At 37.9% G+C, this 13,144-nt stretch carries 21 protein-coding genes; 3 read left to right on the forward strand and 18 right to left on the reverse strand.

The window, feature by feature from the left end; genetic code table 11:
• Positions 1-44: 44 nt before the first annotated feature.
• Genes ccoG through QNI22_RS09565 form a run of 3 tightly spaced genes read left to right on the forward strand, consistent with a single transcriptional unit; the run spans position 45 to position 2,672 of the window.
• Entirely contained in the window at positions 45-1,460 is a 1,416-nt protein-coding gene (gene ccoG, locus QNI22_RS09555) for a cytochrome c oxidase accessory protein CcoG (protein WP_314510426.1), read from the forward strand.
• 47 nt (positions 1,461-1,507) lie between these two features.
• On the forward strand, positions 1,508-1,942 hold the full coding sequence (locus QNI22_RS09560) for a FixH family protein (protein WP_314510427.1): 435 nt from the start codon (positions 1,508-1,510) through the stop codon (positions 1,940-1,942).
• A gap of 46 nt (positions 1,943-1,988) precedes the next feature.
• Positions 1,989-2,672 carry a sulfite exporter TauE/SafE family protein gene (locus QNI22_RS09565; RefSeq protein WP_314510428.1) on the forward strand — a complete coding sequence of 228 codons (684 nt, stop codon included), beginning with the start codon at positions 1,989-1,991 and terminating at the stop codon, positions 2,670-2,672.
• 86 nt (positions 2,673-2,758) lie between these two features.
• Here QNI22_RS09565 and carA read toward each other — a convergent pair whose 3' ends face one another.
• The 18 genes from carA to rplE all read right to left on the reverse strand — a co-directional run bounded on the left by carA (position 2,759) and on the right by rplE (position 13,131).
• A complete protein-coding gene (carA, locus tag QNI22_RS09570) occupies positions 2,759-3,859 on the reverse strand; it encodes a glutamine-hydrolyzing carbamoyl-phosphate synthase small subunit (protein ID WP_313975435.1) in 1,101 nt (366 codons plus the stop codon).
• Between the two features lie 133 nt (positions 3,860-3,992).
• Positions 3,993-4,526 (reverse strand): 50S ribosomal protein L17, encoded by a 534-nt coding sequence (gene rplQ, locus QNI22_RS09575; RefSeq protein WP_314510429.1) that lies wholly within the window; start codon positions 4,524-4,526, stop codon positions 3,993-3,995.
• Positions 4,527-4,599: 73 nt separating this feature from the next.
• Complete coding sequence (locus tag QNI22_RS09580; protein WP_313975439.1) at positions 4,600-5,589, reverse strand: DNA-directed RNA polymerase subunit alpha; 990 nt, start codon at positions 5,587-5,589, stop codon at positions 4,600-4,602.
• A gap of 56 nt (positions 5,590-5,645) precedes the next feature.
• On the reverse strand, positions 5,646-6,251 hold the full coding sequence (rpsD, locus tag QNI22_RS09585) for a 30S ribosomal protein S4 (protein ID WP_314510430.1): 606 nt from the start codon (positions 6,249-6,251) through the stop codon (positions 5,646-5,648).
• Positions 6,252-6,339: 88 nt separating this feature from the next.
• Positions 6,340-6,738, reverse strand: a complete 399-nt coding sequence (rpsK, locus tag QNI22_RS09590) for a 30S ribosomal protein S11 (RefSeq protein ID WP_313975441.1) — start codon at positions 6,736-6,738, stop codon at positions 6,340-6,342.
• Between the two features lie 62 nt (positions 6,739-6,800).
• Positions 6,801-7,178, reverse strand: a complete 378-nt coding sequence (gene rpsM, locus QNI22_RS09595) for a 30S ribosomal protein S13 (protein ID WP_314510431.1) — start codon at positions 7,176-7,178, stop codon at positions 6,801-6,803.
• A 6-nt stretch (positions 7,179-7,184) separates the two neighbouring features.
• The gene (gene ykgO, locus QNI22_RS09600; protein ID WP_226390914.1) at positions 7,185-7,301 is read right to left on the reverse strand and encodes a type B 50S ribosomal protein L36; all 117 of its coding nucleotides are present in this window, start codon (positions 7,299-7,301) and stop codon (positions 7,185-7,187) included.
• 28 nt (positions 7,302-7,329) lie between these two features.
• The gene (gene infA, locus QNI22_RS09605) at positions 7,330-7,548 is read right to left on the reverse strand and encodes a translation initiation factor IF-1 (protein ID WP_313975445.1); all 219 of its coding nucleotides are present in this window, start codon (positions 7,546-7,548) and stop codon (positions 7,330-7,332) included.
• Positions 7,526-8,335 carry a type I methionyl aminopeptidase gene (map, locus tag QNI22_RS09610; protein WP_314510432.1) on the reverse strand — a complete coding sequence of 270 codons (810 nt, stop codon included), beginning with the start codon at positions 8,333-8,335 and terminating at the stop codon, positions 7,526-7,528. Before map ends, infA begins: the two co-directional genes overlap by 23 nt.
• An 11-nt stretch (positions 8,336-8,346) precedes the next feature.
• A complete protein-coding gene (gene secY / locus QNI22_RS09615) occupies positions 8,347-9,672 on the reverse strand; it encodes a preprotein translocase subunit SecY (RefSeq protein WP_314510433.1) in 1,326 nt (441 codons plus the stop codon).
• 3 nt (positions 9,673-9,675) lie between these two features.
• Positions 9,676-10,122: a 50S ribosomal protein L15 gene (gene rplO / locus QNI22_RS09620; protein ID WP_314510434.1), complete on the reverse strand. Its 447-nt coding sequence runs from the start codon at positions 10,120-10,122 to the stop codon at positions 9,676-9,678.
• Positions 10,123-10,127: 5 nt separating this feature from the next.
• A complete protein-coding gene (gene rpmD, locus QNI22_RS09625; RefSeq protein WP_313975453.1) occupies positions 10,128-10,307 on the reverse strand; it encodes a 50S ribosomal protein L30 in 180 nt (59 codons plus the stop codon).
• A gap of 7 nt (positions 10,308-10,314) precedes the next feature.
• Positions 10,315-10,833 carry a 30S ribosomal protein S5 gene (rpsE, locus tag QNI22_RS09630; RefSeq protein ID WP_314510435.1) on the reverse strand — a complete coding sequence of 173 codons (519 nt, stop codon included), beginning with the start codon at positions 10,831-10,833 and terminating at the stop codon, positions 10,315-10,317.
• A 14-nt stretch (positions 10,834-10,847) separates the two neighbouring features.
• On the reverse strand, positions 10,848-11,198 hold the full coding sequence (gene rplR / locus QNI22_RS09635) for a 50S ribosomal protein L18 (RefSeq protein ID WP_313993873.1): 351 nt from the start codon (positions 11,196-11,198) through the stop codon (positions 10,848-10,850).
• Between the two features lie 5 nt (positions 11,199-11,203).
• Positions 11,204-11,761, reverse strand: coding sequence for a 50S ribosomal protein L6 (gene rplF / locus QNI22_RS09640; protein WP_313975459.1), 558 nt, complete (start codon positions 11,759-11,761; stop codon positions 11,204-11,206).
• A gap of 9 nt (positions 11,762-11,770) precedes the next feature.
• Positions 11,771-12,166, reverse strand: a complete 396-nt coding sequence (gene rpsH / locus QNI22_RS09645; protein ID WP_314510436.1) for a 30S ribosomal protein S8 — start codon at positions 12,164-12,166, stop codon at positions 11,771-11,773.
• A 92-nt stretch (positions 12,167-12,258) separates the two neighbouring features.
• The gene (gene rpsN / locus QNI22_RS09650) at positions 12,259-12,528 is read right to left on the reverse strand and encodes a 30S ribosomal protein S14 (protein ID WP_314510437.1); all 270 of its coding nucleotides are present in this window, start codon (positions 12,526-12,528) and stop codon (positions 12,259-12,261) included.
• An 18-nt stretch (positions 12,529-12,546) separates the two neighbouring features.
• Positions 12,547-13,131 carry a 50S ribosomal protein L5 gene (rplE, locus tag QNI22_RS09655; RefSeq protein WP_314510438.1) on the reverse strand — a complete coding sequence of 195 codons (585 nt, stop codon included), beginning with the start codon at positions 13,129-13,131 and terminating at the stop codon, positions 12,547-12,549.
• Between the last annotated feature and the right edge of the window lie 13 nt (positions 13,132-13,144).

Below are 13,144 nucleotides of genomic sequence, written 5' to 3' on the forward strand. Positions count from 1 at the left end.
ATATTTCAACAACAAACTAATAACTGCTTGTATGCAGTAAGACTATGAGTGCAATAGCAGAGAGTGGTAAAGAGTTTAATCCCACCTTTCGTGAGAAACTGGAAGTACTGGATAAAAAAGGACATCGGGAATGGTTATATCCTAAATCCGTCAATGGCAACTATTTCAAAGCCCGTTTGATTGTTGGATTAGTGTTGCTAGCTCTGCTGTTCTCTGGTCCTTTTCTAAAAATTAACGGGCAGCCTGTTCTCCTCCTCAATGTACTGGAACGCCGATTTATTATCTTCGGTGTAGCTTTCTTCCCTCAGGATTTTTATCTATTTGCCCTGGGAATGCTTGCCTTCGTTGTATTCATTGCCCTGTTTACGGTAGTATTTGGTCGTGTATTCTGCGGATGGGCATGTCCACAAACCATATTTATGGAAATAGTATTCCGGCAAATTGAGCAATGGATTGAAGGAGATGCCAACCAACGCCGCAAACTAGATGCAGCCCCCTGGACAACTCTGAAAATTGCCAAGAAAACAATTAAACACATTCTATTTTTTGCTGTATCTTTTTTGATTGCCAATACCTTCCTAGGCTATTTGATAGGTATTGAAGAACTCGAAAAACTCATTATCGATACTCCATCCAAACATTTGGGTACTTTTACAGCCCTGATTATCTTCACAGGCGTTTTTTATATTGTCTTTGCATTTATTCGTGAAATTGTCTGCATTGTTATCTGTCCATATGGCCGTTTGCAAGGTGTAATGCTTGACAACAACTCCATTGTAGTGGCGTATGATTTTATTCGGGGAGAACCTCGGGGTAAAATGCGTAAGAATGAAGTGCAAAGTCATGGAGACTGTATTGACTGCAGATTATGTGTACATGTATGTCCTACAGGTATTGATATCCGCAATGGTACACAAATGGAGTGTATAAACTGTACAGCATGTATTGATGCCTGTGATGAGGTAATGATAAAGATTAACCGTCCTACAAGTCTGATCCGTTATGACTCAATCAAAGGCATCCAGGATAAGTTGCCATTCAAGATTACCTCTCGTATCATTGGTTATTCACTGGTCTTGGTATTCCTTCTCTCCCTTGTGACCATTCTGTTCAGCATTCGTAAAGATGTGGATGTGACCATTCTTCGTACTCCAGGTATGCTTTATCAGCAAATAGATGACAAAACCATTGGTAATCTTTACAATGTGGAGTTTGTAAATAAGACATTTCAGGATATGTCACTTGAACTAAAGGTAAAAAATAATCAGGGCAAAATCCGCTGGATAGGTAATCAGCAATCTCAGGTATTGCATAAACAGGAAATTGCCAAAGCTGCTTTCTTTATCGAAATACCCAAGAATACGATTCAAACCAACAGTACCAAACTTACCATTGAAGTTTATTCTAACGGAAAGCTACTTAGTGAACAGAAAACTTCCTTTCTGGGACCTGTTGAATAAGCATAATCATCTTTTATATTTCTGAGCAGAGTTAAATCTTAACTATCATGAACTGGGGAAAAGGAATTATCATCACTGTCGCATCCTTTATGGCTTTTATATTAGGCCTGAGTATCTATATGATGAGTCAGACACCTGAGCTAGAAGAGAAAAACTATTACGAAAAGGATCTTATCTACCAACAAATCATGACAGCCCGCCAGAATGCGATTGAATTGAATAAGCCTGTCAGCTTTTCTTACCAGAAGTCAAATGGACAGGTAGTCATAGCCTTTCCTATAGAAAATCCTTCTTTGCAAGGCACTATTGTCTTTAGCCGCCCGTCTGATGCTCGCCAGGATAGTAAGCTCCCTTTGCATCCTGACAATCACCAGCAAGTAATTCCAGTAACCCATCTTACCTCTGGCTTATGGCGTATCCATATTGACTGGACAATGGACGGAAAGACCTATCAGAGCCAAACCTGGGAATTTATCAAATAGGTAAGCAGACTTAGTCTCTCTTCCTACAAATCAAATGAACAAAGCTATGTATATTGCGTTTATAACCGGTCTGATTAGTAGTTTGCATTGTATGGGTATGTGTGGACCCATAGCTCTGGCTTTGCCTGTAAGAAGCCCTCAAAATGCAATTCTATATAACTTTGGTAGAATCAGTACTTATACAGTGTTGGGAGCAATCTTTGGCATATTTGGTAAAGGACTCTATCTGGCAGGCATTCAACAGAACCTTTCTATAGTATTGGGAATATCGATTATTGCTATCATTATCTTCCCAAAACTACATTTCTCTTTTACAGATAAGTTTACAAGTAAAGTCAGACAATGGTTCATCCCCTTCTTTAAGCAAAAAAGCCCTTTCAGTATGTTTATGATTGGCGTGCTGAATGGGTTGCTTCCCTGCGGTATGGTATATCTGGCTATTCTGGGAGCTATTGCCATGTCTGGTGTTATGGAAGGCAGTCTTTATATGTTTCTTTTTGGTCTGGGCACTCTACCTATGATGTTGTTGGTTAGCTTATCAAAAACCATCATCAAACCACAGTTCCGCTTTCAGATTAATAAGTTAATTCCTGTCTTTACACTTTGTATTGGAATCTTATTTATAATACGCGGCTTAAACCTGGGTATCGCCTATGTAAGTCCTAAAATAGGGAAACAGGAAAAAACCATGAGTTGTTGCCGACCATCCTCTACTTTATCTGAAAAATAAGATCTTATCTAGCTTCTAATTTCCTAAAAAGCAAAATACCTCCTTTATAAGGAGGTATTTTTGTATTCAATCTATATATCTGGATTTTAGTCTTGCATCAGTTTCACAAAATCATCGAACAGATAACGTGAATCGTGTGGTCCTGGAGAAGATTCAGGGTGATATTGCACAGAGAAAGCAGGTTTATCTTTCCGGCGAATACCTTCAATTGTATTATCGTTCAGATTGATGTGTGTTACCTCTACATTAGCGATATCCCTTACAGTATCTCCTTTTACAGCAAAACCGTGATTCTGTGAGGTAATTTCACCCTTACCAGTAATCAGGTTCTTTACAGGATGATTCAAACCACGATGTCCATGATGCATCTTGTATGTCTCAATTCCACTTGCCAATGCCAGAATCTGATGTCCCAGACAAATACCAAACATAGGTTTTTCTGCGTTCAATACATCCTTCACCGTTTCTACAGCATATGGCATAGCTGAAGGATCACCAGGGCCGTTGGAGATAAAATAGCCATCAGGGTTCCATCTTTGCATTTCTTCAAAAGAAGTTTTCGCAGGAAATACCTGACAATAAACTCCCCGATTAGCCAGATTCTGAACTATGCTGTTTTTTATTCCAAGATCCAGAACAGCCACTTTCAAAGGAGAATCTTGATTTCCAACATAGTAAGCTTCTTTTGTACTTACTTCTGAGGATAGTTCCAACCCATTCATATCTGGTATTTCAGCCAGCTTCTGACGCAGTACTTCTTCATCCAGAATATCAGAAGATATAATCGCATTCATTGCTCCCTGATTCCGGATATGGCGCACAATTTGTCTGGTATCGATACCGTAAATACCAACAATTCCTGCCTTTTCAAAATACGCCTGCAGAGATGCATCAGCAATGTTTCTGGAATGTATTGATGAAAACACATTACATACCATACCACTGATTTTCACAGAACTAGATTCCTGTTCTTCACTCAGTGTACCATAATTACCAATATGCGAGTTTGTATTTACAATGATTTGACCATAGTAAGACGGGTCGGTATAGATCTCCTGATAACCGGTCATTCCCGTATTAAAACACAGCTCGCCCCCCTTGGTTCCAATCTTGCCAAGAGCATAGCCCCTGTACAAAGTTCCATCTTGTAACAAAAGTAAGGCTTCAGTGCGGGTCGGATACTTCATGTCTGGAATTGTTTTTTTAATATGAAAAGATACTATTTGATAAACAGATTATATTCTAAATAATTCACTTTATGCATAAAAAAAGGATTAGAACATAAAGTTCTAATCCTTTCTTATATTGTGAATGGTATTATCATTCTTTTGTTTCAGTTGCTTCAGTATCTGCTTCTGTGATTGCTGGCTTTTCAGTTTCTGCTGATGCATCAGAAGCCAATACGGTAGCTTCTTCAACTTTAGCTTTTCCAGTAGAACCACGACGGCTACGACGAGTTTTTGTTTTAGCTTCAGTACGAGCGTTTAACAATGTTTCGTTGTAATCTACTAATTCAATCAAACACATATCAGCATTATCACCCAAGCGATTGCCTAACTTGATAATACGAGTATAACCACCTTCACGATTAGCGATTTTTTCAGCTACGTCGCCAAACAGAACTTTTACAGATTCTTTGTTTTGTAAGTATGAGAAAACAACACGACGTGAGTGAGTTGTATCATCTTTCGCCTTAGTCAGAAGAGGCTCAACGTATTTACGTAGTTCTTTAGCCTTTGCAACTGTTGTTTTAATACGCTTATGCAAAATTAAAGAAGAAGCCATGTTAGACAATAATGCCCGGCGGTGGCCTACTGTTCTACCTAAGTGATTATCTGTTTTTCCGTGTCTCATTTTATTTGAATCTTTAAGCGGTCAGGTTTTGACATTACATTTAGTCAACTACTGCCGACAATCAATCGTATTATTAATCTTCGTCTAACTTATATTTTGAAACATCCATCCCAAATGACAGTCCTTTGTCAGAAACCAACTGCTCTAATTCAGTCAAGGATTTCTTACCAAAGTTTCTGAATTTCATCATTTCTGAGATATCCAGTTTTACAAGATCACCTAAGGTACGCACATCAGCAGATTTCAAACAGTTATAAGCACGTACGGAAAGATCCAGATCAGCCAAAGGAGTTTTCAGTAATTTACGCATATGCAGATATTCTTCATCTACAGTATTCTCTTCCTCAGGCTTCATTGTATCAAACGTCATAGTCTGATCAGAGAATAACATGAAGTGTTGAATCAGAATTTTTGCAGCGCCTTTTAATGCATCTTCAGGGTGAATAGAGCCATCAGTCTGAATATCTATCAACAATCTCTCATAATCCGTTTTCTGCTCTACCCGTGTATTCTCAATGCTATACTTAACATTTTTGATAGGAGTAAAGATAGCATCAACAGATATAAATCCTATTGCTTGCTCGTTCACTTTATTCTCTTCAGCAGGAACATATCCTCTTCCTTTCTCAATAACCAATTCCACTTCCATATTAACTGATTCATCCATATTACAGATGACCAGTTCAGGATTCAGAATTTGGAAAGCAGATGTAAACTTACCAATATCCCCTGCTGTCAGTTGTTTGGCATTTTTAACATTTACAACAATTTTGTTGTCAACAACGTCAGAAACTTTTTTAAAGCGAACCATTTTCAGGTTCAGAATAATCTCACTGACATCCTCCACAACACCTTCAATAGACGAAAACTCATGCAGCACTCCGGGAATCTTAACTGCTGTAACAGCATACCCTTCTAAAGAAGATAATAAGATTCTGCGTAGAGCATTACCAATTGTTACGCCATATCCTTTTTCAAGTGGTTTGAATTCGAAAAGACCGTGAAAATCATCGGCTTTCTCCATCACCACCTTGTCAGGCATTTGAAAAGCTAATATCGACATATGTTGGAAATTTACTTTTTGTTAGAAAAACAACTCTACAGCAATAATCATGCAGATTATTTAGAATAGAGCTCGACGATGAGTTGTTCCTGGATATTTTCAGGGATCTGATCTCTTTCAGGATAACTAACAAATTTCCCTGCCATAATACCGCCATCCCATTCCAACCAGTTATAGCGTTTAGCATTTCTTCCTGACAAACTGACAGTTATAGCTTCTAACGACTTAGATTTTTCACGCACACCAATTACATCACCAGGACGAAGCGAATAAGATGGAATATTAACAACCTCACCATTGATAGTGATGTGTTTGTGAACAACTAACTGGCGAGCAGCACGACGAGTAGGAGCAATACCTAGACGATAAACAGTATTATCTAATCTTGCTTCCAATAAGCGTAACAAGTTTTCACCGGTGATCCCATGTAAACGAGCTGCTTTTTGAAATGTATTTGAAAATTGTCTCTCTAATACACCATATGTATATTTAGCTTTCTGCTTTTCCTGTAACTGAACAGCGTATTCAGACTGTTTACGCTTGCGTCCGCGGCCATGCTGACCAGGACCATAATTCTTTTTTGCTAAAGCTTTGTTTCCGCCCAAAATAGGTTCGCCGAACTTACGCGATATTTTAGCTTTAGGACCAGTGTATCTTGCCATTTTTCAGTAAAGATTCTATTCTGAAGTAGTGATTATAAAACACTAAATACCGAACTTCACAGCCCGATATTTAGATACTATAGTATTCTTAAACTCTTCTGCGTTTAGGAGGACGACAACCATTATGAGGAAGAGGGGTTACATCCTTGATAGATGTAACTTCAATACCTGCATTTTGGATAGTGCGGATTGCAGACTCACGACCAGCTCCAGGTCCTTTCACAAAAACCTCAGCTTTACGCATTCCTAATTCAAACGCAGTTTGAGCACAGTTAGATGCTGCCATTTGCGCTGCATAAGGTGTATTTTTCTTAGATCCTTTAAAGCCCATCTTTCCTGCAGATGCCCAGGAAATAACCTGGCCACTCGCGTTCGTAATAGATACGATGATATTGTTAAAAGAAGCCTTTATATGTACTTGCCCAACAGGATCTACGACAACAACTCGTTTCTTGGCTTTGTCTTTTCTTTTAGTAGCTTGCGCCATCTTTTTATAGATTGTTTGTTACCTGTACAAATAAAATGATTGTACGATAATATATGAATCAATTATTTAGTTGCTTTCTTCTTATTCGCAACAGTCTTACGTTTACCTTTGCGAGTACGTGCGTTATTTTTGGTACTTTGACCACGCACAGGTAGCCCTTTCCGATGACGCAATCCACGATAACAACCTATATCCATCAAACGCTTAATGCTCAATTGGACTTCAGACTTCAATGCGCCTTCAACCTTATACTCAGTTCCTATAACGTTACGAATAGCATTCGCTTCGTCATCAGACCACTGACTAACTTTCTTATCAAAGCTAACTCCAGCTTTAGTTAATATTTGCTGAGCAGACCGACGGCCAATACCAAAAATGTACGTCAGCGAAATTTCTCCGCGTTTTTTATCTGGAATATCAACTCCTGCAATACGTGCCATAGTAAATTAACCTTGTCTTTGTTTAAATTTAGGATTCTTCTTATTAATTACATAAAGCTTACCCTTGCGACGGATAATTTTACAATCAGCACTACGTTTCTTAATGGAAGCTTTTACTTTCATTTTATTCTATTTTTTATTGATTGCTAAATTACTTATAACGATAAACGATTCTACCTTTTGTTAAATCATAAGGAGACATTTCAATTTTAACTTTATCTCCTGGTAAAATCTTAATATAATTCATCCGCATTTTCCCGGATATATGTGCAATCAGTTGGTGGCCATTCTGAAGCTCTACTCTAAACATTGCGTTAGAAAGCGCTTCTACTATAGTTCCATCCTGTTCAATTGATGACTGTTTTGCCATGCTTATGTTTTAAAACCTCTTCTATAAACTCAAACGTTGTCAAGATATCTGCTTTACCATTATTCACAGCTACAGTATGCTCAAAGTGAGCAGAAGGCTTTCTATCTGCAGTTCGAATTGTCCAATTATCTCTTTCCTGCACCACATTGCGTGTACCTAGATTAATCATTGGCTCAATTGCGAATACCATTCCTTCTTGTAGCTTTACCCCTTGCCCCTTCTTCCCATAATTGGGGACTTCAGGCTCTTCATGCAAATATTTACCTACTCCATGCCCCACTAACTCTCTTACTATTGAATAACCACTTTTCGAAACATGTTGCTGTATAGCAAATCCAATATCACCAACTCTTGATCCAATGTCTACAGCTTCAATACCTAAGTAAAGCGATTCTTTTGTAACTCGTAATAGTTCAAGAACTTTCGGATCAACTTCGCCAACAGGATAAGTGTAAGCGCTATCACTATGAAACTCATTCAAAAAAACTCCACAGTCAACCGAAACAATATCGCCATCCTTCAATTCATAACTATTAGGGATTCCATGTACCACTTTTTCATTTACAGACACACACAAACCAGCAGGAAAACCATTATAATTCTTAAATGAAGGCCAAGCTCCATAGTCCTGGATGTATTCTTCAGCTATTTTGTTTAAAAACTCTGTTGAGACACCAGGATTTATATATTTAGCTACTTCAGCATGTGTTTTTCCTAAGAGAACTCCACTCTGCCGAATTAGTTCAATTTCTTCTTTAGTTTTCAGAAAAAAGGCTTTCTTTTTCAACTTCTACATCATTAAACGGTAGCAACGCTTTCTGAACGACCTTTTACTCTACCAGATTTCATCAATCCTTCGTAATGTCTCATCAACAAGTAACTTTCAATTTGTTGAAGAGTATCAAGAATTACACCTACCATAATTAGTAAAGACGTTCCTCCATAGAATCTGGATAACTCGGAGGTGATACCAAACAGACTGGCAATTGCAGGCAGGATAGCTAGTAGAGCTAAAAATACTGCACCTGGCAATGTAATGCGTGATAGAATAGTATCAATATATTCAGAAGTCTGTAGACCAGGTTTTACACTTGGAATAAAGCCTCCATTACGTTTCATTTCTTCTGCAATTTGTGTAGGATTAACAGTAATTGCAGTATAAAAGAAACTAAATAAGATAATTAAAAGAGCAAATAAGATATTATAAGCAGGATGGGTAAAATCAGCAAATGCTTGAGCTACTGACCCTGCTGTTTCATTCTTATCTGTTAAGTAAGGAACAAGAAGACCAGGTAAAAACATCAATGATTGAGCAAAGATGATTGGCATTACACCTGCGGCATTTAACTTCAAAGGCAAATACTGTCTTTGTCCACCATAAACACGATTCCCTACAACTTGTTTCGCATATTGTATAGGGATTCTTCGAGTTGCCTGTAGTATAAGAACTACCCCCATAACAATAAAGAAAAGAGCAATTATTTCAATGATAAAGATTAATATTCCAGAAGTACCTCTATTCGCAAATTCTCCAATCAACGCACTAGGTAAGCGGGATATAATACCGATCATAATCAGCATAGAAGTTCCGTTACCAATACCTTTCTCTGTTATTCTCTCTCCTAACCACATACAAAACATTGTACCAGTGGTTAGAATTATCATCGCTGTTATAGTAAATCCGGTTCTACCAACTCCTGGAAGAATTGCATCATCAGCAATTGTTCCAATTAGATAAGTATAAGACTGAGGTAATGTAACAAAGATTGTAAGTATTCTTGTAATATTATTGATTCTTTGTCTGCCGGATTCACCTTCTTTTTGCATTTTCTGGAAGTAAGGAACTGCCACTGTTAATAACTGCACGATAATCGAAGCAGTAATATAGGGCATAATTCCTAAACCAAAAATAGAGGCATTACTAAAGGCTCCCCCTAAAAAAGTATCTAACAATCCAAGAATACCTTTACCTGTTCCAGTCTCTAAACGAGTAGGATCAATTCCTGGCAATACTATATAAGACCCCAATCGAAAAATCAGCAAAAACCACAACGTATTTAAAATACGTGTTCTTAGATCTTCAATTGAAAAGATATTCTTAATCGTTTCGATAATTTTTTTCATATACTATAGAACAGTAGCCTTACCACCAACTTTTTCAATTGCAGCAACAGCAGAAGAAGAAAATGCATGAACTTTAATTTCAGCAGCAGTTTTTACTTCTCCTCTACCTAGCACTTTGACCAAGTCTTTACCGGAAACTAAACCATGTTGTTTTAGAAAATCGATATCAATAACAGAAACTTTATGAGTTTCCAGCAATTGCTGAATAGTATCTAAATTTATTGGTTTATATTCAACTCTATTAATAGATTTGAATCCAAACTTTGGAATGCGACGTTGTAAAGGCATTTGACCACCTTCAAAGCCTCGCTTAGTACTATTACCAGAACGAGATCCAGCACCTTTGTGACCTCTTGTTGAGGTCCCACCCATACCAGAGCCAGTACCACGACCTATTCTTTTCTTACTTTTTACTGAATTATCAGCAGGCTTAAGCGTATGCAATTTCATATAAACTACAATTCTTTTATTGTAACCAAATGACTAATTTTTTTGATCATACCTGCAATTTGAGGAGTATATTCTACCTCAATAGTACGATTAATCTTCCCTAAACCCAGTGCTTTAACTGTTAGTTGCTGATCCTGTGGTCTTTTGATAGCACTCTTGATTTGGGTAACTTGAACCTTTGCCATATTTCAATTAACCATTAAATACTTTAGAAAGAGATACTCTACGTTGTACTGCAACTTGATGAGGAGCACGCATTCTCAACAAGGCATCAAAAGTTGCTTTCACAACATTATGTGGATTAGAAGAACCTTTTGATTTAGCCAAAACGTCTTTTATACCTGCGCTTTCCAATACCGCACGCATCGCACCACCTGCAATTACACCTGTTCCGGCTGCTGCTGGCTTAAGATAAACATATCCTCCACTATATTTACCATGCATTTCATGAGGCACGGTAGATTTAAGGATGGGAATTTTAATTAGGTTTTTCTTTGCATCCTCTACTCCTTTCGTGATAGCATCTGTAACTTCGTTAGCTTTGCCTAAGCCATATCCAACGATACCATGTCCATCGCCAACAACCACAATAGCAGAAAAACTAAACCGACGACCACCTTTCACCACTTTAGCAACCCGTTTAATAGCAACGACCCGCTCTTTCAATTCTTGTTCGCCCGCTCTGACAATAGGTTTATTAATTTGTGCCATATAAATGTCTTATTTTAGAATTTAAGTCCTCCTTCGCGAGCTCCTTCAGCTAAAGCTTTCACTTTGCCATGATACAAATACCCACCTCTATCAAATACTACTGCAGATATTCCACTTGACAGTGCAATCTCAGCAACTTTCTTTCCAACTTCTTTTGCTGTGGTGATATTTGCGCTCTTTCCTTTTGCCAATTCTGTCGAAGAAGCACTTGCTAAAGTTTTGCCAGTAGCGTCATCAATTAATTGTGCATATATAGTAGTATTTGAACGAAACACTGAAAGACGAGGTTTCTCAGGAGATCCCACCACTTTGGAACGTATATTTCTTCTAATACGTAATCTACGAAGCTCTTTTTGTGTAGCCATATTATTTATTTCTTAGCTGCTGTCTTACCAGCTTTTCTTCTAATCGCTTGACCTAAATTTCTAATACCTTTGCCTTTGTAAGGTTCCACTTTACGTAGAGACTTAATTTTCGCAGCCATCTGTCCAACCAACTCCTTATCAATCCCTTCTAAAGTTACTACAGGATTTTTCCCTTTTTCAGTAACTGCAGAAGCTACAACTTCTTTTGGCAAAGCTAAATAAAGACCGTGAGAATACCCCAAGCTTAATTCAAGAACGTTATTATTTACAGTAGCTTTATAACCAACACCAACGATCTCCAATTGCTGTTTAAATCCGGCGCTAACACCAATAATCATGTTGTTTATCAGCGCTCTATATAAGCCATGCAATGCCTTATGACGTTTTTGATCAGTAGGTCTCTCAACCAAGATCTGACTACCTTCTTGCTTCACAGCAATATCAGCGTCTATTTTGCGAGAAAGCTCGCCTTTAGGCCCTTTAACAAGGACTACGTTTCCAGATCCAACAGAAACTGTAACATTACCTGGCAGGTCGATGGGCTTCTTACCTATTCTTGACATGACACACTATTAATATACGTAACACAAAATTTCACCACCAACATTTAGCGAACGAGCTTCTTTGTCGGTCATTACTCCCTTTGGAGTAGAAATAATAGCAATCCCTAAGCCACTCAAAACACGAGGCATATCTTCCACGCCAGTATATTTCCGAAGGCCAGGCTTACTAACTCTCTGCAAACTAACTATTGCAGGCTCTTTGCTAACCGGATCATACTTCAAAGCAATCTTAATTACACCCTGCACAGAACTATCTTCAAATTTATAGTTCTGAATATATCCCTTCTCAAATAATACTTTAGTAATTTCTTTCTTAATATTTGATGCAGGAATTTCAACTATCCGGTGCCGTGCCTTGATAGCGTTTCTCAATCGAGTTAGATAATCTGATATAGGATCTGTCATTTTTGACACGTTTTTTTTGCAAAAATCCCGCCTTCAAAACGGGAGTGCAAAGCTACAAAAACAAAATTTAAAAACAAAAGAAATATTAGATTTTACCAACTTGCTTTTGTCAAACCGGGAATTTTCCCATCGGATGCCATTTGACGGAACACGTTACGGCAAATTCCGAATTTACGCATATAACCTCTTGGTCTTCCCGTTAATTTACAACGATTGCGTAAACGTACAGGGGATGCATTTCTTGGAAGTTTATCTAATGCTTCGTAATCACCAGCGGCTTTTAAAGCTTCACGCTTAGCGGCATACTTAGCTACTAATTTTCCTCTTTTTACTTCGCGGGCTTTAATTGATTCTTTTGCCATCTTTTTAGCGTTATATTGTTATCTTTTCTGATTTGCAAAAGGCATTCCTAATGCTTTTAATAACTCAAGGCACTCTTCGTCAGTTTCAGCAGTAGTTACAAATGTAATATCCATACCGGAGATCTTATTAATCTTATCGATACTAATTTCCGGGAAGATAATTTGTTCTTTCACACCTAACGTATAGTTACCACGGCCATCGAAACCTTTGTCGCTGATGCCACGAAAATCTCTAACGCGAGGAAGAGCTACAGTGATCAGGCGATCCATAAATTCAAACATACGCTCTCCACGCAGTGTAACTTTAGCTCCAATCGGCATGTTTTCTCTTAACTTAAAGTTAGAGATGGCTTTTTTGGAATATGTTGCAACTGCTTTTTGGCCTGAAATAATTGTTAATTCTTCAACACCTACGTCAATCAGTTTCTTATCCGCAACAGCCGCGCCGATTCCTTTATTAATTACGATCTTAGTAATTTTAGGAACCTGCATAACAGACTTATACTTAAACTTCTCCATTAAAAGAGAAACTACGTCATTTAAGTATTTATCTTTAACCCTAGGGTTGTTAGTATTATTTTTCTGAGAATTGATATTAGCCATTTTTGCAGACTTA

This window comes from Xanthocytophaga agilis, from assembly GCF_030068605.1.
In the GTDB taxonomy this organism is placed as follows: domain Bacteria; phylum Bacteroidota; class Bacteroidia; order Cytophagales; family 172606-1; genus Xanthocytophaga; species Xanthocytophaga agilis.

Excerpts from the sequence above, each read along its gene's own strand:
- ccoG (WP_314510426.1), top strand. The coding sequence starts at position 45 with ATGAGTGCAATAGCAGAGAGTGGTAAAGAGTTTAATCCCACCTTTCGT.
- QNI22_RS09560 (WP_314510427.1), top strand. The coding sequence starts at position 1,508 with ATGAACTGGGGAAAAGGAATTATCATCACTGTCGCATCCTTTATGGCT.
- QNI22_RS09565 (WP_314510428.1), top strand. The coding sequence starts at position 1,989 with ATGTATATTGCGTTTATAACCGGTCTGATTAGTAGTTTGCATTGTATG.
- carA (WP_313975435.1), bottom strand. The coding sequence starts at position 3,859 with ATGAAGTATCCGACCCGCACTGAAGCCTTACTTTTGTTACAAGATGGA.
- rplQ (WP_314510429.1), bottom strand. The coding sequence starts at position 4,526 with ATGAGACACGGAAAAACAGATAATCACTTAGGTAGAACAGTAGGCCAC.
- QNI22_RS09580 (WP_313975439.1), bottom strand. The coding sequence starts at position 5,589 with ATGTCGATATTAGCTTTTCAAATGCCTGACAAGGTGGTGATGGAGAAA.
- rpsD (WP_314510430.1), bottom strand. The coding sequence starts at position 6,251 with ATGGCAAGATACACTGGTCCTAAAGCTAAAATATCGCGTAAGTTCGGC.
- rpsK (WP_313975441.1), bottom strand. The coding sequence starts at position 6,738 with ATGGCGCAAGCTACTAAAAGAAAAGACAAAGCCAAGAAACGAGTTGTT.
- rpsM (WP_314510431.1), bottom strand. The coding sequence starts at position 7,178 with ATGGCACGTATTGCAGGAGTTGATATTCCAGATAAAAAACGCGGAGAA.
- ykgO (WP_226390914.1), bottom strand. The coding sequence starts at position 7,301 with ATGAAAGTAAAAGCTTCCATTAAGAAACGTAGTGCTGATTGTAAAATT.
- infA (WP_313975445.1), bottom strand. The coding sequence starts at position 7,548 with ATGGCAAAACAGTCATCAATTGAACAGGATGGAACTATAGTAGAAGCG.
- secY (WP_314510433.1), bottom strand. The coding sequence starts at position 9,672 with ATGAAAAAAATTATCGAAACGATTAAGAATATCTTTTCAATTGAAGAT.
- rplO (WP_314510434.1), bottom strand. The coding sequence starts at position 10,122 with ATGAAATTGCATACGCTTAAGCCTGCTGATAATTCAGTAAAAAGTAAG.
- rpmD (WP_313975453.1), bottom strand. The coding sequence starts at position 10,307 with ATGGCAAAGGTTCAAGTTACCCAAATCAAGAGTGCTATCAAAAGACCA.
- rpsE (WP_314510435.1), bottom strand. The coding sequence starts at position 10,833 with ATGGCACAAATTAATAAACCTATTGTCAGAGCGGGCGAACAAGAATTG.
- rplR (WP_313993873.1), bottom strand. The coding sequence starts at position 11,198 with ATGGCTACACAAAAAGAGCTTCGTAGATTACGTATTAGAAGAAATATA.
- rplF (WP_313975459.1), bottom strand. The coding sequence starts at position 11,761 with ATGTCAAGAATAGGTAAGAAGCCCATCGACCTGCCAGGTAATGTTACA.
- rpsH (WP_314510436.1), bottom strand. The coding sequence starts at position 12,166 with ATGACAGATCCTATATCAGATTATCTAACTCGATTGAGAAACGCTATC.
- rpsN (WP_314510437.1), bottom strand. The coding sequence starts at position 12,528 with ATGGCAAAAGAATCAATTAAAGCCCGCGAAGTAAAAAGAGGAAAATTA.
- rplE (WP_314510438.1), bottom strand. The coding sequence starts at position 13,131 with ATGGCTAATATCAATTCTCAGAAAAATAATACTAACAACCCTAGGGTT.